The sequence below is a fragment of the Streptomyces sp. NPDC107528 genome (assembly GCF_055639295.1).
Genome location: NZ_JBVKAV010000010.1, coordinates 428,138 through 449,236 on the forward strand (window position 1 = coordinate 428,138; position 21,099 = coordinate 449,236).

The 21,099-nt window shown below is 64.2% G+C and carries 17 protein-coding genes; 7 read left to right on the forward strand and 10 right to left on the reverse strand.

The features are described from left to right. Positions 1-68: 68 nt before the first annotated feature. Together ACZ7L5_RS31340 and ACZ7L5_RS31345 are read right to left on the reverse strand one after the other, a co-directional pair. Positions 69-1,364 (reverse strand): alpha/beta hydrolase, encoded by a 1,296-nt coding sequence (locus ACZ7L5_RS31340; protein ID WP_471520842.1) that lies wholly within the window; start codon positions 1,362-1,364, stop codon positions 69-71. A gap of 515 nt (positions 1,365-1,879) precedes the next feature. Continuing rightward, positions 1,880-3,106 carry an MFS transporter gene (locus tag ACZ7L5_RS31345; RefSeq protein ID WP_471520844.1) on the reverse strand — a complete coding sequence of 409 codons (1,227 nt, stop codon included), beginning with the start codon at positions 3,104-3,106 and terminating at the stop codon, positions 1,880-1,882. A gap of 65 nt (positions 3,107-3,171) precedes the next feature. Between ACZ7L5_RS31345 and ACZ7L5_RS31350 the strand changes: the two genes are divergently transcribed. Beyond that, a complete protein-coding gene (locus ACZ7L5_RS31350; RefSeq protein WP_471520846.1) occupies positions 3,172-3,570 on the forward strand; it encodes a MerR family transcriptional regulator in 399 nt (132 codons plus the stop codon). 128 nt (positions 3,571-3,698) lie between these two features. On the opposite strand, the gene ACZ7L5_RS31355 is transcribed toward ACZ7L5_RS31350, so the two are convergent. Next, positions 3,699-4,283, reverse strand: a complete 585-nt coding sequence (locus tag ACZ7L5_RS31355) for a helix-turn-helix domain-containing protein (RefSeq protein WP_471520848.1) — start codon at positions 4,281-4,283, stop codon at positions 3,699-3,701. 111 nt (positions 4,284-4,394) lie between these two features. Beyond that, positions 4,395-5,012 (reverse strand): TetR/AcrR family transcriptional regulator, encoded by a 618-nt coding sequence (locus ACZ7L5_RS31360; protein WP_471520850.1) that lies wholly within the window; start codon positions 5,010-5,012, stop codon positions 4,395-4,397. A 193-nt stretch (positions 5,013-5,205) separates the two neighbouring features. Between ACZ7L5_RS31360 and ACZ7L5_RS31365 the strand changes: the two genes are divergently transcribed. Together ACZ7L5_RS31365 and ACZ7L5_RS31370 are read left to right on the forward strand one after the other, a co-directional pair. After that, on the forward strand, positions 5,206-6,570 hold the full coding sequence (locus tag ACZ7L5_RS31365; RefSeq protein WP_471520852.1) for a flavin monoamine oxidase family protein: 1,365 nt from the start codon (positions 5,206-5,208) through the stop codon (positions 6,568-6,570). 12 nt (positions 6,571-6,582) lie between these two features. After that, positions 6,583-8,040, forward strand: a complete 1,458-nt coding sequence (locus ACZ7L5_RS31370) for an APC family permease (protein ID WP_471520854.1) — start codon at positions 6,583-6,585, stop codon at positions 8,038-8,040. A 129-nt stretch (positions 8,041-8,169) separates the two neighbouring features. Here the strand turns inward: ACZ7L5_RS31370 and ACZ7L5_RS31375 are convergent, their stop codons facing one another. The 5 genes from ACZ7L5_RS31375 to gabT are packed head-to-tail and all read right to left on the reverse strand — an operon-like array spanning position 8,170 to position 14,216. After that, complete coding sequence (locus ACZ7L5_RS31375; protein ID WP_471520856.1) at positions 8,170-9,066, reverse strand: 3-hydroxybutyryl-CoA dehydrogenase; 897 nt, start codon at positions 9,064-9,066, stop codon at positions 8,170-8,172. Further along, positions 9,063-10,250 (reverse strand): acyl-CoA dehydrogenase family protein, encoded by a 1,188-nt coding sequence (locus ACZ7L5_RS31380; RefSeq protein WP_471520858.1) that lies wholly within the window; start codon positions 10,248-10,250, stop codon positions 9,063-9,065. The genes ACZ7L5_RS31375 and ACZ7L5_RS31380 overlap by 4 nt, the downstream gene beginning before the upstream one ends. After that, entirely contained in the window at positions 10,250-11,386 is a 1,137-nt protein-coding gene (locus tag ACZ7L5_RS31385; protein WP_471520860.1) for a CaiB/BaiF CoA transferase family protein, read from the reverse strand. Before ACZ7L5_RS31385 ends, ACZ7L5_RS31380 begins: the two co-directional genes overlap by 1 nt. Further along, positions 11,386-12,885, reverse strand: a complete 1,500-nt coding sequence (locus ACZ7L5_RS31390) for an aldehyde dehydrogenase family protein (RefSeq protein WP_471520862.1) — start codon at positions 12,883-12,885, stop codon at positions 11,386-11,388. The genes ACZ7L5_RS31385 and ACZ7L5_RS31390 overlap by 1 nt, the downstream gene beginning before the upstream one ends. Next, positions 12,882-14,216, reverse strand: a complete 1,335-nt coding sequence (gene gabT, locus ACZ7L5_RS31395) for a 4-aminobutyrate--2-oxoglutarate transaminase (protein ID WP_471520864.1) — start codon at positions 14,214-14,216, stop codon at positions 12,882-12,884. The genes ACZ7L5_RS31390 and gabT overlap by 4 nt, the downstream gene beginning before the upstream one ends. A 119-nt stretch (positions 14,217-14,335) precedes the next feature. Between gabT and ACZ7L5_RS31400 the strand changes: the two genes are divergently transcribed. The 4 genes from ACZ7L5_RS31400 to ACZ7L5_RS31415 all read left to right on the forward strand — a co-directional run bounded on the left by ACZ7L5_RS31400 (position 14,336) and on the right by ACZ7L5_RS31415 (position 18,694). Then, a complete protein-coding gene (locus ACZ7L5_RS31400; RefSeq protein ID WP_471520866.1) occupies positions 14,336-15,799 on the forward strand; it encodes a PucR family transcriptional regulator ligand-binding domain-containing protein in 1,464 nt (487 codons plus the stop codon). Between the two features lie 375 nt (positions 15,800-16,174). Beyond that, entirely contained in the window at positions 16,175-17,170 is a 996-nt protein-coding gene (gene speB, locus ACZ7L5_RS31405; RefSeq protein ID WP_471520868.1) for an agmatinase, read from the forward strand. 140 nt (positions 17,171-17,310) lie between these two features. After that, the gene (locus tag ACZ7L5_RS31410; RefSeq protein ID WP_471520870.1) at positions 17,311-18,165 is read left to right on the forward strand and encodes an LLM class flavin-dependent oxidoreductase; all 855 of its coding nucleotides are present in this window, start codon (positions 17,311-17,313) and stop codon (positions 18,163-18,165) included. A gap of 31 nt (positions 18,166-18,196) precedes the next feature. After that, positions 18,197-18,694 carry a nucleoside deaminase gene (locus tag ACZ7L5_RS31415; protein ID WP_471520912.1) on the forward strand — a complete coding sequence of 166 codons (498 nt, stop codon included), beginning with the start codon at positions 18,197-18,199 and terminating at the stop codon, positions 18,692-18,694. Positions 18,695-18,751: 57 nt separating this feature from the next. Here the strand turns inward: ACZ7L5_RS31415 and ACZ7L5_RS31420 are convergent, their stop codons facing one another. Further along, positions 18,752-19,348 (reverse strand): hypothetical protein, encoded by a 597-nt coding sequence (locus ACZ7L5_RS31420; RefSeq protein ID WP_471520872.1) that lies wholly within the window; start codon positions 19,346-19,348, stop codon positions 18,752-18,754. Positions 19,349-21,099 lie beyond the last annotated feature (1,751 nt).

The following is a 21,099-nucleotide window of genomic DNA, read 5'->3' on the forward strand; positions in this document are numbered from 1 at the left end:
TGGTGAGCATCCTGTTGTTCTCCCTGGAGTGCACTACACGTTGGTGACGTGCACCTGGGCTGTCCGGCTTACCTTTCCCGTTGGTCGATCCACTGGGCGATCTGTGGCACTGACTTCTGGAACGAACCGAAATGATCCACAGCACCTGCACCCTGGTCGATCACCGTGGCCTTCACCCCGTGTGTGCTCAACTGGCTCGCGCAGTTACGCGTGTTGGCAATAGGAATGTCCTTATCACCAGAAGCGGCATACAGATGGACAGGAACCCTTGGCGACCAGTCGCAGGTGGTGTCGATCCTCTGAAGGACCTTCTGGAAATTCCCCGCCGGGTTGGTGAGCAGGCGGTACCACTTGTCCGTCAGCAGCTCCGGGACAGTTGCCGGCAGCTTCTTCACGATCTCTTCTCCCGTGTGATCACTGTCGAAGAGCTCATCCGCGTACTTGTCGTACGGCGCCTTGAAGACTTCGCTTGGCGAGTCGTAGAGGCGGTCTACGGAGTTCTGAGCCGTGAGCAGGTAGGTGATGTAGCTGACCGCGGCGATATCCGTCGGTCCCTCGTCAAGGGTGCGCAGATCCTTCTCAATAGCGTAGGGGCCGCTCACGGGTGCGAGTGCCCGCAAGCGCCAACCCCTCTCATGACCTTCACCGAGCGCCCGCCCGACCGCCATGGTCACCTGGCCGCCCTGCGAGAAACCAGTTCCGTACACGTCTCCGTTCAGAGACTTGCCCAGCTTGGGGGCTGCCTTGCGCGCTGCCCGCAGCATGTCGACGGACGCGGAGACTGCAGACGCGTTGTGCAGATACGGATGCCGGCCCGGGCCCTTCCCGAGACCGAGATAGTCGGGAGCCACCACGGCCCGGCCGCCGGAGGCATAGAGCGAGGCCACAACTCGATCGAGTCCCTTCGGGTCAACCGAGGGTGCGTCGTTGCGGTATGCCAGCGTTCCGTGACTATGCAGCACTGTCGTCAGCTGGCGTGAACGCACTTCCGGGATGACCAGCAGCCCGGTGGCCGTCGTAGGTCGTCCCTTCGGAGTGATGGTGCGGTACTCCAGACGGTACGCCGCTGTGCCGTGGCGCAGTGATGCCTCCGCACCCGGGAACCACTGACCAACTGCCTCGGAGATCTGGCCGCGGTTCAGCTTGCCGAGGGGCGTGACCGAGACGAGCTTGCCTCGGTAGTCAGGTGTCTTCGCAGCCTTGACCGTCGTGGTGGCGTCGGCCCTGTCGGTCGCCGGTCCGCAGGCCGAGGCGACCGCGGCCGCGATCAGACCGACTGCGGCCAGTGTGCCCAGGGTGTGTCGACGCCGTGCACGCTTGGGCGGGCTCGGCGACCGGCTGGCATCAGTGAGGTTTTGGTTCATGGGACGAAGTTAAGGCAGTGGGACGAGGGTGTGATCGGTCGCGAGTACCAGAACACACTGACGCTTGTACATCCTTCGATGCACTAGTTACCTCGGCGGAGCGTGGAAGCGAAGGCTTTCCAGGTATCTGACCATGAAAACTGCGTGGAGGTGCCAGATTGACCGCGCTCGCGGGTGGTGCAGGTGATGGTGACAACATACGGACACACTGGCGTATTCACGCCGTCATGACGGCTGGGAGAGGTTGTCAGCGGGCGCCGCGGTGGTGAGCCCTTCGCATGGCGGCCCCACCGCCCAGGCTGGGTTGCCCATGGCATCGTCGTTCCGGCTCGCGTGGCTGGGGCCCCTCCTGCGGCCCCAGCCGCGCGATAGCGAGCCCCCGGCACGATCGTGGCATCCAGCGACACAGCTCAGGTGGATCGCATCTGGAACTGGTCTCTGCATGGGCGTAGTGCGGGGTTACGTCGGAGAACTAGTGCGTACCGCACACGGGTCGAGGCGTTCGAGGCTGGTTCTTATGTGGCAGCCCGTACGCGCTTGGCGGGGAAACCATGTGCGCGAGCGGCGATTACGACGACCAGAACCGGCACGAGAAGGGCGAGGACGCTCCAGGGGAAGGAGGTAGTGCCGAGCAGACCGAGGAGGATGCCACCGGCAACGCCGCCGCCGGCCATGGCCACGTTCCACAGGGTGACCAGCATGGCTTGTGCGGCGTCAGCCGCTTCGGCGCCCGCATCACCCACGGCAGTCTGCAGGAGAGTGGGGACGCCTCCCCATCCGAGACCCCAGAGTGTGACCGCGACGTAGACCAAGGCGGGACTGTCGGCCAGCACCGCCAGGAGGGTAGCTGCCAGTGCGACAAGGAAGGCGCTGGCGATGGTGAGGGCGCGCAGTCGGCGGTTGATGTGAACGCCCACGATCCAGATGCTCAGCAACGAAGCTGCGCCGAAGACCAGCAGTACGAGGCCAGTGGAACCGTTCATACCGAGGTGGTCGAGGAACGTGGCGATGTAGGTGTAGAGGATGGTGTGTGCCAGGACGAATACCAGGGTGACGAACAGGACTGGTGCCACTCCGGGGGTGGTGAGCGCGCGCGACATGGAGGTGCGGCCCTCGGTTCTCTGTCCGGGGTAGTCCGAGACCGCCGCAGCAATCCAGGCGAGCAGGACGAGGGTGAGCGCTGTCATGAGGAGGAACGCCACCTGCCAGTTCACCATTTTGCCGATGAAGGTCCCTGCAGGCACGCCCAGGGAGAGCGCAATCGGGATGCCGGCCATGGCAATCGCGATGGCCTTTCCCTGGAGATGAGCGGGCGCCAGACGGCGGGCGTATCCGGCGAGCAGTGCCCAGGCCAAACCAGCGGCCACTCCGGCGACGAACCGGGCCACCATGGTGAGGGGGTAGCTCACTGACAGGGCGGTGACGGTGTTGGCGACGGCGAAACCCGTCATTGCTGTGAGCAGAAGAGGCTTGCGCCGCCACCCTGCGGTGGCCGCAGTCAGGGGAATCGCTGTGAGTGCGGTCCCGATTGCGTAGATGGTTACCGTCTGCCCCGTGGCGGAAGCGCTCACGCCGAGGTCTGCGCTGATCGCGGGAAGTAGACCCGCGGGCAGCGTCTCGGTAAGGCTGGTGATGAAGACGGCTGTGGCGAGCGCGAGGAGCGCCGGCAGTGGGAGCTTTCGGCTCTGGTCCTTGGTGTCAGGCGCAGGTGTTCGTGCGGACTGCGTGGTGTGGGTTCGCATGTTGGGTATGCTCAAACCGTCACACTGATGTGAAGGTCAAATCATCCGTTGATTAGGTAGATCACATGCGAATCGGAGAGTTGTCGGAACGTACTGGCACTCCTCGACGGCTGCTGCGCTACTACGAAGACCAAGGGCTGATCACCCCTGATCGCTGCACGAACGGCTACCGCAGGTACGACGAGCGTTTCGTCGACCGGGTCATGCAAATCAGAGGACTGCTCGACGCCGGACTGCCGACCCGGCTCATCAAGCAGATCCTTCCCTGCCTCGACAAGCCCCGGGCTATCCATTTCTCCGACGCGCCACCGGAAATGATCGCGACACTGGAGGACGAGCGCGATCGCATGACGGAGCGTATCAAGTGCCTTATCCGTAACAGGGAGGCGATCACCGAGTACCTCGACACGATGCGCGGCAACAGACACTCCCAAACCGCCTCCGAAGCGTCCGCAACGTCATGACCGCAGCAGCTGGTGACCATGTTGTACGGCGGGAACACCAGGGGACCACACAGCGTGCTTCCCAGCCCGCACGCGGGGATGCTGGGCACAGTGGTGCTGGTCGGCGGGAGGAGACTCACCATGCCGGCTCAGAAGGCGCCGCCTCGTGTGAGAACCCACATGACGCGAGCGGGCGCTTCGTCGGATCCGTTTCTCCAACTGTGGCGATCACGGGCGCTGAAGGTGAGTGAGTCGCCTTGATGAAGGTCAAAGCGCTGGTTCTCGATGGTGATGTGGAGACTGCCCTCGAGTACTACGACGAACTCGCCGTCGACCGGTAGCTTGTAGGGGCGCTGGTCACCTCCGCCCCCTGGTTCCAGGCGGGTTTCGATGACTTGGAAGCGTCCGTCGGTCGGCGGTGACAGGACGAAATCGGTGACACCTTCGCCGATAAGCCGGGTCGGTTGTCGGTCGGACGCCCTGTTGATGTAGGTACGTGGCGGTTCGAACAGTGTGGAGATCTGCAAGTTGAGTGCATCGCAGATGGCGAGCAGCGATGCCACCGATGCAGAGGTCTTGTCTCGTTCGACTTGAGAAATGAAACCCTTGGTCAGCCCCGTGAACTCGGCTACTTGACCGATGGTCAGGCCACGATGCTCTCGGGCGCTTCTGAGGCGCTGTCCGATCTCGAGGGCGTTCCCTGCTGCCCGGCCGGGCGTCCCGTTGTCTCGCATGAGGCAATTATGAGGTCGCAGTCGGGAGCGGGGAGGTGTCCAGGAACAGTCTCCGGCGTTGCTCGGGAATTTTGGTCGGGTTTGAGCCATGCCTGCGCCACGCTTCGGTGCCTACGCGTCGGTGAGCGGCACGGGAAGGGCAAGCCGCACGATTTGGGTGACTAGCACGTCCAGGTCGTTTCTCGCGCGCTCCGCGTCCTTGCAGGCGAGGTATGGCAGGACCAAGCCGTCGACCCCGGCAAGCAGCAGTCTTGCAAGCTGTTCCATGGAAACGGCGCACGTGACCCCCGCATGGCCGGCAGCCTGAGTCCATCTCCTCGTGATCACCTCGATGTACTGCTCATACTGCCATCGGGCCAGTTCCGCCATACCTGCTGTCCTGAGAGCCCAGATGGACAGTTCGTACTGCATGATCTGTTGTTCGGTCTGTGGTTCGATGACTGAGGACCATACGGCTTGGGCGCCGGCCCGCATTGCTGACTCCAGGTCGTCGGCGGTCCCCGGGACGTCCCGCACAGTCTCGGAGATCTCGCGAACCACATCTTCCAGAACGGCACGCAAAAGCTGTTCCTTGCTCGGGAAGATGTAGTGCACCGTTCCGAGTGGGACTTGGGCCTCCGCTGCCACGGCGCGCAGGGTTCCCCCCGCCATGCCCTGTCGGCCGAGCACAGTGCGGGCCGCTGCAACCAACTGCCGACGTCGATCCGCCGCCTTCACGTAAGCAGCCAAAGTTCCCACTCCTCCCGTGTCCCTAGGTCTATCGCTACTCCACCCTTGTGCGGGCGTCACCCGCCGTGTCAATCTTCCGCCAAGTCGGACGTCCGACCAAGTTCTTTTTTCTCCCTCTTTGTGTGCCGGGGCGGCGAACGCCTGGCGGCCGGCTTGTGCCAGGACGGTCGTCCCCTGATCAGGAGGAGCGCTGGTGGAGACAGTTGACGTAGTCATCGTTGGTGCTGGATTCGCGGGCCTGACCACCGCGGTGGATCTGGCGGAGCGCGGACACTCGGTGGTTGTTCTGGAGGCGCGTGACCGAGTCGCCGGTCGGACGACCGGACATTTCATGGCGGACGGACAGGCCATCGAAATGGGCGGTCAGTGGATCGGTCCCACGCAAGTTGCGGTGGATGCCCTGGCCGAGAAGTACGGCCTGAGCAGGTACCCGCAGTACGCGGCCGGCGAACGGCTGCTCGCATGGAAGGGCAGTGTCAGCCGAGTCAACCGCGGAAGTACGCGGATGGCCCGGGCGGCGCTGGCAGAAGTAGCCCGACTGCAGGGCGAGCTTGAGGCCATGGCCGCCACACTGGACCTGGAAAAGCCTTGGGCGGCCGCGCTAGCCAGTGAATGGGACGCCATCACACTGCTCAGTTGGTTCGAGGGCGCCACCGCCAACGACGAGGCGCTCGCCTACTGGCGCATGCTCATCCCCGCAATCTTCTGCGCCGAAATCCATGAAATGTCGCTTCTGCACTTCCTGTTCTACATTGCCTCAGGCGGCATGCTCGACATGCTGCTGGGCGTTGAGGGCGGCGCCCAGGACTCCCGCGTGCTCGGCGGCCCCCACCTGATCTGCGAGGCGATGGCAAAGGAACTGGGAGATGCGGTGCGCCTGTCCTCGCCTGTGTACGCCATCGAGCACAACGCCGACGGGGCCGTAGTGCGGTACGACGGAGGCGAGGTGGCCGCCCGCAGAGTGGTGATTACTCTCCCACCGACCCTGGCCGGCCGGATCCGCTACTCCCCGGCGATGCCTCCGCTGCGTGACCAGCTCACCCAGCAGGTGCCAATGGGATCGGTCATCAAGGTCAACGTCCTGTACGACCGCCCTTTCTGGCGAGAGGACGGGCTCAGCGGCCAGGTGGTCAGCCTGGAGGACTCGCTTTCAGTCGTTCTGGACAACACACCACACGGTTCGAAGCATGGTGTCCTGGTCGGCTTCTTCGAGGGCAGACATGCGCGCCGGATGAGCTCCCAGAGTGTCGAGCAACGACGAGATGCTGCTGTGCAATGCCTGACGAAGTTCTTCGGCGCACGAGCTGCAGAACCCCTTGACTACCTCGACAAGGACTGGACGGCCGAGGAGTACAGCCGGGGATGCTATGGCGGCCGCCTCGGGGCTGGGGTTTGGACCGCTTACGGCCCGCACCTGCGCGAGCCGATCGGTGTCATCCACTGGGCAGGTACCGAAACCGCCTCGGTTTGGAACGGCTACATGGACGGCGCCGTGACCTCCGGTCATCGCGCAGCCAGCGAAGTGCACACTGCGCTTTCTCCCATCACCGTCCCCTGAGGAGGAACCGACATGTCACCACAGACCTCCACACCGCAGCCCAGAGGCACCCTCACCGCACCGAAGATCGTTTTCTTCGTTGTCGCGGCAACGGCACCGATGGCAGCGATGGTTGCCACTGTCCCCTTCGGTTTCGCACTTGGAACCGGACCCGGAATGCCTGCCGCTTACGTTCTTGCCGGCTTGACCATGCTCTGCTTCGTCTCGGGTTACGCAGCGATGAGCCGGAAGATCGTCCACGCCGGCGCTCTGTACTCCTACATCCGCGCAGGCCTCGGCCGCATACCCGGAGCCGCGGCCGCGTGGCTCGCCCTGCTGTCCTACACCGTCATGACGGTCGGTCTCATCGGCGCGTTCGCCCACTTTGCCGATCTGATCGTTGCTTCGTCCGCCGTCTCGTGGCACTGGTATGCAGCCGCCGTACTCGCCCTCGTCGCCGTGCTCGGGCGACGCCAGATCGAGCTCTCAGCCTGGGTGCTGGGAATCGTCATGATTGCCGAGATCGCGATCCTGTTGGTCATGGACATCGGCATCGCCAGCCACAAGGGAGCGGAAGCACTGCCCGCCGTGTCCTTCTCGCCGGACATCGCCCTGGGCGCCGGCATAGGAGCTGCCCTCACCTTCGCGTTTACCTCGTTCACCGGCATCGAGTCCGCCGCGCTCTACGGCGAGGAGGCCCGCGACGCGCGCAGGTCTGTATCGCTTGCTGTCTGCTGGTCAGTCGTCATCATCGCGGTGTTCTACGGACTCACCAGCTGGCTGGCGGTGGGAGGTGTCGGACCCGACTACGTGCGCAGCCGGGCCGGCGAAGAAGGCGGCGAGCTGTTCTTCAGCCTCAACACGCAATACACCTCAGCGGGCTTGACCGACGTGATGGCGCTGCTGCTGGTCACCAGCTTCCTGGCTTCGACGCTCGCCATGCACAACGCAACCAGCCGGTACATGTACGCGCTGGGTCGCGAACAGCTGCTGCCGCGCTGGCTTGGCGTGACACACCCGAAGCACGGCTCACCACACCGGGCCAGTGCGGCCCAGTCCGTCCTGGGCGTACTGATAGTTGGCGGCTTCGCGTTGGCTGGCCTTGACCCATATATGAACCTGGCCACCAGCATGGTCAGCCTGGGCACACTGGGGATCATGGTCCTGCTGCTGGGTACATCAGTGGCCGTCTTGGTCTACTTTGCACGCCACCGGACTGACCGTCATTGGTGGAACACCACGCTGGCGCCGGCGCTTGCGCTCGGCGGATTGGGCACCGCGATGGTGCTGATCTTGCAGAACTACGCCCACCTCACCGGCACGCACTCAACGGTCGTGAACACCCTGCCCTACCTCATCGTGCTCGCAGCTGTGGTCGGGGCCGCCCGTGCCATGTGGCTGCGAAAGCACCATCCTCATGCGTACCGCGCCCTGGATCCGCAATCTGCCAGCACGGACCCACATGAGCATGGTCAACCTGCCACTCACTGAGGTGGTTGACCGGGTGATCTGAGCCGTAAGGATGACTCTAAAGGCGGCAATACTCCGTCGTGGCGCCCCACGGCAAGCCGCTGGACTCATGCCGGTGTCCACTGCGCACTGGCGAGGCACTGTGTCTGCTCAAGGATGCTCCACGTATTCGAAGAAGCCCCTCCCGCTTTTGCGTCCGGTCAGCCCTGCCTGCACCATTCGCTGCAGCGAGGGCGGGGGCGCGTACAGCGGTTCCTTGAACTCGTCGTACAAGGACTGCGCTATGGCCATGGTGGTGTCCAGGCCGATCAGGTCGGTGATTTCCAGCGGTCCCATCGGATGTGCACAGCCAAGCCGCATGCCGAGGTCGATGTCACGGGCGGACGCAACCCCCGACTCCAGCATGCGGACCGCTGACAACAGGTAAGGGATCAAGAGGGCGTTGACGACGAACCCTGCTCTGTCCGGGCCTGTGATCACCTGCTTGCGCAGCGCGGTAGCCACAAAACCGGTCGTTCGGGCACTCGTTTCCTCCGAAGTCCGCAGCGAGGGGACTATTTCGACGAGCGGCATCACGGGCACCGGATTGAAGAAGTGCAGCCCGATCACCTGCTCTGGCCGGCTCGTCGCGTTCGCCAGACTGATGATCGGAATCGACGACGTGTTGGAGGCAAGGATCGTCCCCGGGGAGACGATTTTGTCGATCGTCGAGAGCACGTCCAGCTTGATGGCCGGATCCTCCGCGACCGCCTCAATGACGAGATCACGGTCGGACAGTTCCGTCAGGTCATGCGTGTAAGACAGGCGATCGACTGCGTCCCCGCGGATGTCGTCGCTGATTCTCCCCTTGTCCACTGCTCGTTCGAGGGACGTCTCGATCCTTCTTCGGGCCTCTGCCACCAGCGCGGCAGACGGCTCGCAGACGAGGACGTCCAATGCTGCAAGACCGCACACTTCGGCGATTCCGCTGCCCATTTGACCGGCGCCGACGACGCCGATCCGTTCGAAGCTGTCCTTCGAGTCCAGCGAGGCACAGCGATCATTCACCGGAAGGCTGCCAGTCCGGTCAGCGCCTGACCGACCACGAGCGTGTGCATCTCCACCGTGCCCTCGTAGGTGAGAACGGATTCGAGATTGTTCATGTGCCGAATGACCGGGTACTCCAAGGAAATACCGTTGGCGCCGAGAACGGTGCGCGCGGTCCGGCAGATCTCGAGAGCTTCACGCACGTTGTTGAGTTTGCCCATGCTGACCTGCTCGGGCCGCAGCGTCCCGGCGTCCTTGCGGCGGCCGAGGTGCAGGGCCAGCAGGACACCCTTGCTGTACTCCAGGGCCATGTCCACGAGCTTTTGCTGGGTCAGCTGGAAGCCTGCGACAGGGCGGCCGAACTGCACGCGGTCGTTCGCGTAGGACAACGCCGCTTGCAGGGAGGAGCGGGCGGCCCCCATGGCACCCCAGACGATTCCGTAACGCGCCTCGTTCAAGCAGCTGAGGGGCCCCTTCAACCCTCGGACGTCGGGGAAGGCGGCTTCTGCTGGCAGGCGTACGCCGTCGAGGACGAGTTCGCTGGTCACGGACGCCCGCAGGGAGAGCTTGTGTTTGATCTCCGGCGCTGAAAAGCCAGCGGTGTTCGTCGGCACCACGAACCCCCGCACACCGTCATCAGTTTGCGCCCAGACCACCGCCACGTCGGCGATGCTGCCGTTAGTGATCCACATCTTGCGGCCGTCGAGTACCCAGTCGCCGCCGTCGCGACGGGCGCGGGTCCGCATGCTGCCCGGGTCGGACCCCACGTCCGGCTCGGTGAGCCCGAAGCACCCGATCGCCTCACCGGCAGCCATCCTGGGCAGCCACTCCTCCTTGTGCTGCTCCGTGCCCCACTGCCAGATCGCGAACATCGCCAGTGAGCCCTGAACCGAGACCAGTGACCGAATGCCGGAATCCGTCGCCTCAAGTTCGAGGCAGGCCAGCCCGTACTCGGTCGCCGACATGCCGGCGCATCCGTAACCTTCCAGATGCATGCCGAGCACTCCGAGCGCTCCCAACTCCTTTGTCAGGTTTCGGACGTCGGGCAGCGAACCGTGCTCAAACCATTCAGCGATGTGCGGTTCGATCCGTTCGGCACACAACTGCCGCACCGAAGCGCGAACCGCCTTCTCCTCAGGCGTCAGCAGTTCGTCTATACCGGCGGGATCCTGCGGATCGAACGCGGAAATCTTGCGGTTGTTCATCAGTCTTCCTCCAGCCATGCACGGATGTCGTCGTTGTGCTCGCCCAAGCGGGGCGGCGGTCGATAGTCGGAGAGACGTGCGTTTCTGTACGTGATGGGGTGCCGGACCTGTGGTGCGGCCCTCGGCCCGACGGAGACAAGAGGCTCCAGGCCGAGCGAAGCAGCAAGCTCGAACGCGGAGGCTATGCTGCCGACCTTGCCTGCGGGCACCTTCACTGCGGTGAGGACCTCGCCCCAGTGGTCGACGGCTTCGTCTCGTAGCCCTTCCTCGAGCCGCGCAACGAGTGCCTGGCGGTTCTCCACCCGCGCTCCGTTGGTTGCGAAGCGTGCATCGGCGGCGAGATCGGGATCACCCACCGCTTCCGCGAGGCGAGCGAACTGGGCATCGTTTCCGCACGCGACGGCGAGCAGACCGTCCTTGCAGCGGAGTGTCTCGTACGGCGCGATCGACGGGTGCCGGTTGCCCATACGCGTCGGCGCGGTGCCGGTGGCCAGGTAGGAGGACGCCTGGTTCGCCAGCGAGCCCAGCAGGCTCGACAGCAAATTCACCTCGACATGATCCCCGCGGCCGGTCGTTTCCCGCGCCTTCAGCGCGGCCAGGATTCCGATCACTGCATCCTTGGACGTCAGGACGTCCACGAGCGCTACACCCACCTTGGCGGGGTCGCTGCTCGGATCGCCTGTGATGCTCATCAGGCCGCCGACCGCTTGCACGAGGAAGTCGTATCCGGGCAGTTCGGCACCGCCGACGCTGCCGAAACCGGTGACCGAGCAGTACACCAGCGCGGGGTTGAGGTGGCTCAGCTCGTCATATCCGAGTCCTTTGCGGTCAAGGCTCCCGGGCAGGAAGTTCTCCACCAGGACATCGGCGCGCGCGGCCAATCGACGGGCAAGGACTAGATCCGCCTCCTCCGTCAGGTCCAGTTCGATCGACTTCTTCGACCGGTTCGCGCAGTCGAAGTACGAGGTGGAGTTGTCCGTCCAAGGCGGCCCCCACTGACGGGTGTCGTCACCTCGGCCAGGGCGTTCCACCTTGATGACAGTGGCACCGAGGTCGGCCAGGGTGGTTGTGGCAAGCGGGCCGGCGAGGACGCGGCTGAAGTCGGCGACGAGGACGCCTTCCAGCGGCTTGGTCATCACATCTCTCTCCGGCCGGCGGCAGCGCCGTTGATACGCCGGGGGAGTCCCCACGGATTGCTGTCTTGTGCCTCGGGAGGCAGCCAGGCATTAGGAGTGGACTGGAAGGTCACCGGCCGCACGAAACGGTGCAGAGCGTTTGCTCCCACCGAGGTGTGCGCCGGGCTGGACGTCGCCGGCCAAGGGCCACCGTGCTGCTGCGCCCAGGTACAGGCGACCCCCGTGGGATAGTCGTTGACGGCGACCCTGCCCGCGGAAGATGAGAGCTGGGTGATGATCCACGAGGCATCCGGATCGGGGTAGCCGGTGATGACGCTCGCAGCCAGGGACCCCTGCAGACGTGAGAGGACAGTGCGCAGCTCATCGTCGGTGTTGTATTCGACAACGACGGCGGTGGGCCCGAAACACTCTTCAAGGATCCGGCTTCCCCGAACAATGTCCTCGACCGACGCCTCCAGGACTGCGGCGCGCCCCGACCATCCGCGCCCGTTGCCGGGCTCACTGTGCACCACGGACGCGCCCGCTGCGGTGAGTTCGCTCAGACTCTGCTCCAGTGACCGGGAGATCGACTCGGTCAGCATGACCGGCCGTGGGGCCGCCTCTGCCAGAGCGCCCCCGACCTGTGCCGCGCCGTCATGTCCTGCGGGAACCAGCAGAAGTCCCGGTTTCGTGCAGAACTGTCCTGATCCGAGCGTGAACGACGTTACGAACCCGCGCGCCACGTCCGCCATGTCGGCGGCGGCGGAGCGGGTGACGACTACTGGATTGACCGTGCCCATCTCTGCGTAGACGGGAATCACGACCTTGCGTTCGTTCGCCAGGCGCCACAGCGCCATACCTCCGGCCTGAGAGCCGGTGAACGCGACGGCAGACACTGCCTCCGCACGGATCAGGGCAACGCCTGCCTCATGACCGGTGACTAGGCCCAAAGTGCCTTGCGGGGCGTCTGCTTCGTGCAACGCTCGCGTCGCCAGATCGGCGAGGCGCGCGCTGAGCAGCGGGTGCGCCGGATGGGCTTTGATCAGTACGGGGCAGCCGGCGGCGATCGCGGAGGCGGTGTCGTTGCCCAGAACACTGAACGCGAAGGGAAAGTTGCTGGCCCCGAAGACAGCGACGGGCCCCAGAGGTCGGTTGACACGCACCATTCGTGGCGTTGTTGCCGTCGCCTCGTCAGCGGTGGCATCAATGAAGGATCCTTCTGCGGCGACATCGCCGTAGAAGCGGAGCTGGTCGGCTGCACGGGCCACCTCGCCAGTGAGCCTCAGTGTGCCCAACGCTGTTTCGCTGTCTGCGAGTGCGACGAGTTCCTCGCGGTGCTCCTCCAGCGTCGCGGCGACGGCGTGCAGCCAGCGTCGCCTCGTCTGCGGTGAGGTGCGGGCGAGTTCCGGTGCTGCTCGTCCGGCTTGCCTGACGAGCTTGTCGACCTCGTCAGGCGTTGTCTCGTCAACCTTGCCTGTGGGCAGGCCCGTTCGCGGATCGAAGCTGCTGACGGTGCTCATGACTGCTCCCTGATGGCCTGCTCCAGCACGGTGAGTGCGTCGTCGAGCAGGTCGTCACCGATGACCAGAGGCGGCAGGAGCCGTATGACGTTGCCGAAGGTACCGCAGACCAGCACGAGAACTCCCTCGGCGTGGCAGCGGGCGGCGACGGACTGCGCGACCTCGGGGGCGGGCGCCGTGCTGCCGGGATGGACGAACTCGAGGGCCAGCATGGCGCCACGGCCGCGGACTTCGCCTACCACGGACCGCTGCGAGACGAGCCGCTCCAAACGCGGCTTGGCCAGATCCTCGATGCTTCGGGCCCTGCGTACGAGGTCTTCCCGTTCGATCGTCTCGATGGTGGCCAGGGCCGCAGCGCAAGCAACCGGGTTTCCCGCATAGGTACCGCCAAGGCCACCTGGGGGCACCGCGTCCATGAGTTCCGCACGTCCGGTGACCGCCGACAGCGGCATTCCGCCGGCGAGCGCTTTGGCTGTGGTGATGAGGTCCGGCACGACTCCCTCGTGATCGCAGGCGAACATCGCCCCCGTCCGGCCGAAACCGGTCTGGATCTCGTCTGCGATGAAGACGATTCCGTGCTCGTTCGCGAACTCCTGAACCCCTCGGAGGAAGCCGGGCGGTGGGACGATGAATCCGCCCTCTCCCTGGATCGGTTCTGCCACGATTGCCGCGACGTTCGAGGCGCCGATCTGCGTGAGTACGCACTCCCTCAGCCGGTGCAGAGCCTGCTGAGCACAATCCTGGGGATCGCCTGGCCAGCGAAAGGGGTACGCGGCAGGAACACGGTAGATCTCCGGTGCGAAGGGCCCGAACCCCTGCTTGTAGGGAACGTTCTTCGCCGTCATCGACATGGTGAGGAGAGTTCGCCCGTGATAGCCGTGGTCCAGTGTGACGATGGCGGGGCGTCCGGTTGCCGCACGTGCGATCTTGACCGCGTTCTCGACGGCCTCGGCGCCGGTGGTGAACAGTGCGGTCTTCTTCTGATGATTGCCGGGGGTGAGGCGGTTCAGCGCAGCAGCGACGTCGACGAAGCCGTCGTACTCAGTGACGAGGAAGCAGGTGTGCGTGAAGCGTTGCACCTGCTCAGTCACACTGTGGACGACGGCTGGGTGGGAGGCTCCGACGCTCGTGACGGCGATCCCGGAGGCCATGTCGATGATGTGATTGCCATCGACGTCGACCAGAATGCCGCCCCCCGCGCGTTCGACGAAAACTGGCAGGGTCATGCCCAGCCCGGTGGCCAGTTCGGCCGTACGCTGCTTCTGCAGCTTGCGGGATCTCGGTCCCGGGATCGGCGTATTGACGATCCGACGTTGCTCCGGCTGCGACATGGCCTACCTCCGTGGGTTCGTTGTGCACGAGGTTATGGAGGTCATGGCACAACAGCGTCGGATAGCCTGCCCACTGGACTCCGTCGCATGGTCACACTGCACTAGGAGAACCGACCCCAATGGCCATACCTACCGTGGCGGCGCTGTCCGCCATCCTCGGTGAGGACCTCGCACCCGTAGCAGGTTTTGCCGCCCCGACTGAAGAGATCTCTGCGGTCCACATCAGTGAGCTGCTCGATCCGACCACGTACCTGCTGGGCGGAGAGCTCTTGCTCACCACAGGCCTTGCCTTGCCTGACAACAGAATGGGCAGCGAGAAGTACGTCCGTCGTTTGAAGCAGGCAGGTGTCACTGCCCTGGCCGTTGGACTGGGGCCTGTGCATGCCGAACCACCGGGCACCCTGATCCATGCCTGTCAGAGACATAACCTCACACTGCTTGTCGTTCCTCCACCCACGCCGTTCCTGAAGATTACGAAGGCCTACTGGGCGGCAGTGTCCCGCTCGACCGAACAGCACCTCAACGATGCGCTCGCGGCTCATCGGGGCCTCGTGGATGCGGCAGCGTCACGTGACCCCGTCCCTGCGGTCCTCCGAACCCTCACACGGGCCCTGGAAGGTTGGGCGGCGGTCCTTGATGTCAGCGGTGAGGTGGACTACGTCCACCCTGCCGGAATGGTCCATGAGGCTGAGAAGACGCGCGGTGAGATCGAACGCCTCAAGGCGGTCGGTGTACATTCCTCGGCCTCCTTCAGCGCGGCCGGTCGCACAGTCGTCGTGTTCCCCTTGGCGATCGAAGACCGAGTCGTTGGCTACCTGGCTGCAGGGACGTCCTGTCAGCTGGACGCTGCGCAACGACGTCTAGTCCTGACCGCCTGCGCTCTTCTGAGCATCGACACGATCCGCCGTCGGCAGGCGGAATCGGCCCAGGACGTTGCCGGACGATGCATGGCGTCCCTTGTAGATCTCGGTTTCGTTGATGCTGCCCGCCGTCTGGGCGCAGAGGTGGCCGGCCTCAGTCTCGGCAATCAGTGCAGGATCTTGGTTGCCAAGGGCGCAGACAGCAACGGCATCATCGCTGTTGTAAGGCAGTGGTGCCCGGATGCCCTGGCAGTGCGAGTTGACCACGGCCGTGTCTGGTTCCTCCTGCCAGCAGTCCCTCCAGCGCTTACCTCCCTCGATGACGCACTAGCCCAGGCCGAGCCCTCTGCCGTGGCCTTGGTCTCCAGTCTTATCCGCACGAACGACGTCGGAACGGCGCGTTTGCGCCTGGAAGCGGAGATGCAGAAGGTCCGATCTGGACACCGCAATCTGCGCGATGATGTGATGGCGGCCTCCACCTCCGTGGTGCGAGAGCGCTTGGGTGTGCTTCTGGACAAGGAGGAGAACGCCCTGGTCGAGTCGCTGGTCGCCTACTTGAGGGCACACGGTCGCTGGGAGTTCGCCTCTCGAGCGATGGCGGTGCACCGCAACACACTTCGTATGCGCATCAGCAGGTGTCAGTCAATCCTGGACCTGGACCTGGGTGACCCTGACGTCGCCGCTCAACTCTGGTTGTTGCTGCGGGCGCATGGGTACTGCTGATCCGATCCGCGCCCGACGCCCGACGACAGGCAAGAGTGGCTCGGTAGTCTCGGACCTGCTGGGCGGCGGCACGATGCACCCCCGAGTGACGGCAAGTTTCCAGTGTCAGTCGAGAGCTCAGGGTTGACACGCACCCGTCGAGGGTTTGAGGATACTAAACACTTGATTGCAAGTGGTAAACCGAAGAGGTCCGGTTGCTTGGTGAGCGGCGGGGAGCGGCGGCCCTTCTGAGCCGACGGACACGACGTTGCCCCAGCCCACCTGCCGTAGCGACCAGAATCGACCGCCTCCCAAACGGTGACGCGGCCTGAGAGCCTGTCTCGGCTGGGTGACGTCGGCAGACGCCAGAGTGGGACCCAAGGGGAAGAGAGAGCCATGAGCGCGAATTTCGGTCCTCCAGAAATCACGTACCCCAAGACGGGAGACGTGGTCGGACAAGCGAGCTTCCTGGAGTTGCCGCGTTTCGCGTCCCCGCCCACCTTCGCAGCCCTTCCGCGGGTCGACCAGGTCTCGGACTACGACGCAGGCGTGCTGGGCATCCCGTTCGACGCCGGCGTGACCTTCCGTCCCGGGGCTCGTTTCGGACCGGCCCACATCCGCAACGGTTCGCGTCTGCTTCGGCCGTACAACCCCGACCTCGAGGTGACCCCGTTCGCTGACCGGCAGATCGTCGACTTCGGGGACCTCGGGGTCAGTCCCTTCGGGATTCAGGACGCTGTCGAGAAGATCGAGCGCGCTGTTACCCAAGTAGCTGAGCGCGCCGACAAACTGCTCGTCCTCGGCGGTGACCACACTGTGTCCCTGCCCGTGCTGCGCGCACTTGCTCGTAAGCATGGTCCTATCGCAGTACTGCACTTCGATGCTCATCTCGACACATGGGGCGACTACTTCGGATCGGCTCTGCACCATGGCTCCCCATTCCGAAGGGCGTCCGAGGAAGGTTTGCTGGATCAGGAAGCGTGTGCGCACGTGGGTATCCGAGGATCCGTCTACGGAGCCTCAGACCTCTTCGATGACGCTGCCCTGGGTTTTGCGACCACGCGTAGTGAGGAGATCCAGCAGTCCGGAATCAAGGGTGTCATCGAGGCCCTCAGATCGCGGATCGGACAGCGGCCGCTGTATGTCTCCGTCGACATCGACGTCCTTGATCCGGCCTTCGCCCCTGGTACGGGTACCCCCGAGCCGGGCGGACTGACCAGCCGTGAGCTGTTGTCCATCCTGCGCGGGCTCCAGGGAAGCAATCTCATCGGCGGTGACATTGTTGAAGTGAGCCCCGCGTATGACCACGCAGACATCACCGGTTTCGCTGCTGCTCACGTGGCATATGAGATGGCTAGCCTTTGGGCGGCGGAAAAGCCGACCGAGAAGTGACTCGCAGACTTGCCGCCGCGGGCTTGCACAAAGAGAGTTCACGGCCAAGCGACGAATTCACCGGTAGATGCACGGCCCATTACTCCGAACGCAGGAAGGGCCCCCTTCCGCCGCGGATGCACATTGAATAGGTTGTGGCCATGCGACTAGGTGTAAACGTCCCGAACTTCGGGCCGGGAACTGACCCGGGAGTGCTGCACAGTTGGGCACAAACGGTGGAGGGACTCGGATTCGACTCTCTGATGGTCTCCGACCATGTTGTGGTGACGCCCGACGTGGCGGAGCAGTACCCCGCACCCTTCTACGAGCCATTCACCACACTGGCCTGGTTGGCAGGCATCACCCACCGAGTTCAACTCGGTACCACGGTGATCATCGTGCCCTACCGGCACCCGCTGCTCACAGCGCGCATGGCCGCCAATCTGAACCAGTTGAGCGGAGGGCGGCTGGTCCTGGGCGTGGGCGTTGGTTGGGCACGACAGGAGTACGAAGCACTCGGCGTCGCGTTCAACAGAAGGGGCGCCCTCACTGACGAGCACCTCAACGCCATTCGTACCGCATGGGACAACGATGCGGACTATCGCAGCGGACAGATCCCGATCTGGGTCGGCGGTAACAGTGATGCCGGGTTGCGCCGCGCAGTACGACTCGGAGATGCGTATCACCCGCTCCGGTGCACCCTGCCGTGGCTGCGTGAGGCCAAGGACAGGCTGATGGCAGCCGCGGATGAGCTGCAACGACCGGTCCCGGCCTTCGCCCCCCGTATTGTGCTGCGGATTACCACCTCTCCTGTCACCGGCGCAGACCGACTCGCCGGTGAAGGAACAATCGACCAGGTCGCGAACGATCTTGAACAGCTGCGACTTCTCGGTGCCGAGACCGTGGTGCTCGATCCCTTCAACGGTGATCCGGACGAGACGCTGACACCCCAGGCGGCATGGCAGGCACTCGCAGCCATTGCAGCTTGGCGGAACCCGTCCAAGGCACTGCAGTGACATGACCCACCAGAACCAGCTTGGCGGAAGCATGAAGCACGATAAGGCCCTTAACGACACCGACATGCGCCACCTGCAGCGCTGCGTGGAACTCGCCACCGAAGCTCTGGAAGCCGGAGACTTTCCGTTTGGCTCCGTCCTTGCCGGTGCAGATGGAACGGTCCTGGCTGAGGACCGCAACCGCGAGGTGACCATGGGAGACGACACTCGTCACCCTGAGTTCGAACTCGCGCGCTGGGCAGCAGAAACCATGACCCCGGAGGAGAGGGCAGCTGCGACTGTCTACACCTCCGGTGAACACTGCCCCATGTGCGCCGCTGCTCACGGTTGGGTCGGGTTGGGACGCATTGTGTACGTCAGTTCCTCGGAGCAAATGGTTGCTTGGCTAGCTGAGTTGAGTGTTCCGGATGCCCCCGTGCGCCCCCTTCCGATTGAGGCGGTTGTGCCCTCGCTCGTCGTCGAGGGCCCTGTGCCAGGTCTCGCAGAGCAGGTGCGTGCTTTGCACCGGCGGTTCCGCAAGGGACACTGAGGAACGTGCGTGACACTCAACTCAGTTCATCAGGACCTGAAGCCGCCACCGCGTGACTCATGCCCTCACTTGGTAAAGGCCACGGCCAGCCCGATCGGCCCTCGAGGTGGCGACAAGTCGATCGAGCGTGCTGCGCACGGCGTTGATGCTGCCGGATGAGCCGTCGCGCCCCAGCACCTTGGCGATGTCGCGTGCACGGATGGGTCGATTGCCTGCCTCGGACAGGGCCTGCAACACCTGCACGGTGAGCCCGCCGCCGCTGCTTTCCGCGGGTGTTGCTTGGTGAGGAAGGGCGGCCGCACCATGGTCGGCCGAACTGGTGCCTGTGGCTGGTTCATCGTCGTGGGCCGGCGCTGTCGAGTCTGCGCGGTCACTGGTCGCCGCCGCTTCACGACCTGCCGAGACCTCAGAGGAGCCCTGATGGTCGACAAGTGTCGACGCTTCGTCGATGACAACGTCAGTGGGCGACTCAGGGTAGGTGGCGGACAAAGCCAGCAAGGCGTCCAGTGCAGCGCGGGCTGACTCCAGCCGCTTCGTGACAGAAATGAGTTCTTGTTCGAGCCCCTTTTGGTGCTTCTCCAGCAGTGGGAGCTCGCTCTGCAGCCGGGCAGCAGTAGCCGCCACGCTGTCCGGCGTGGTCTCTGTCGAGGTCATCCTGTCGCCTTCCGTCCCATCCAGTGCCCTGTCACTGAGGGCAGCTTAGGAGGTCCGACGCAGAACCCGTACACACTCCCCTGGCCTGCGGGGGGTTTGCACGAGTAGAAGGCTTATATGCGGTTATGGGGCGATATCTGCCACTTCGACCATTGGCTGGGAAGGCTGCCGCTGCGCTGCCGCAAATGGGGCGGAATGGAGCCGGCCTTCCGCTGATCAGGACTTAGGCGTGGACTACTGGGAGCGAGAGCACATCGCATGCTTCTCAGAGGTTGAGCAGATCACCAACCAGATCGCCGACATTCGTGACCACAGCACCAAGCCCGCCGTGGTGGTTTCCTTCGTTGGGGTTGTCGGGTCCGGTCGAGGGGCTCTTGTCGCCCGCAGGGGGCGTGAGTTGAGGAGTGTGTGACGGACTGGGACTGCTGGGAGCCGTGGGTGCCGGTGGTTCGGTGTGCGATGGCTTGGCCCCCGTCTGGCCGGGGACTGGGTTGAACCCCCGGGAGGCGTTCGCCCGCTCTGGTGCCGACGAAGTGGTGACGGGATGCTCGATCGTGGAATGTGTGGCCAGATCAGTCGGGGCGGCTGCTGTAGAGGCTGAGTCGTGGACGGCGAAGGAGGTGTCGCGAAGGAGCGGTACCTGATCGGCCGCTGATTCGGGCGCGGTACGTGCTTGCGAGGCGTTGTCATCCTCAGTCCAGGCTCCGACCGTGACAGCAGTGACTACGCCAACTGCCGCTGCGGCCCTGACGGTTGCTGACCGTGTACGGACCATTCGAGTGGCCCGTCGATGCCTGCCCACACTGCCGTCCGTTCTCGTGAAGTGCGTCGTCGTATGAACCATACTGGGGTATCAATCGGACAATTTCATAAGAATGGACAGAGGGGGTGATTCGCCGCTCTGATGGCGCAAATGCGCCACGTTTGAGACTGTGGTGCAGCAGGTCCGCTTCGAGGTATTGCATGTGTACAGCCGCACTAGGGCCGGCACGTTCATGGGGAGCTGTAGGCCTCGGTACGTTGTCGTCAAACCACACGCCCTGATGGGAAGAATGACGTAATCGCGCACTCCCATGGCCTCGTAAACGATGCCGAAACATGGTCTCATGCTTGTATGCATCGTAAGTAGACCGTCGGCGCATATCCTGCCCTGACAAGGAGCCGCGGGAAACTCAACGATGCTTTCGAGCGGTGTGTGAAATCACCACTGTCTCCCGTCGGCCCCGCCTCGAACCGAAGCTCGAGGCGGGGCCGAGGCGATTTTGCATTCTGCTACGTCATGTGAGGATCTGCGCGGAATGCATGTACCTGCAGGGGTAATTGCTGCCTGGTCGATGTCTGGCCATGACGAGGTCGGCCCCGAAGCCGCCGTCGGATCCGGGACCGACCACGTGGCTCGGCCCCCCACGGCGCCGTGCCATAGCGAGAGTCTGCACGTACCTCCACCCAAGGTGCAGCCTCTCGACAGCAATGACAGCAGATACGTGACACATCTGCCCTATTCCAGAGTGGCGCAATTGCGCCACATATGGAGATGCTGTTCAGGTTTATCGAGCGCCAGATACCGAGCCATCCTTGTCCGGCTGCGGTCTTGTGCGCGGTACCGAATTGGCTCGCGCCGACGTGACCATGTGTTTGGGCGGCCTTGGGTGGGGGTCAGCCCTTGCGGGTCTTGATCTCCTCGGTCAGGGTCGGGACGACGTCGAAGAGGTCGCCGACGACGCCGTAGTCGACCAGGTCGAAGATCGGGG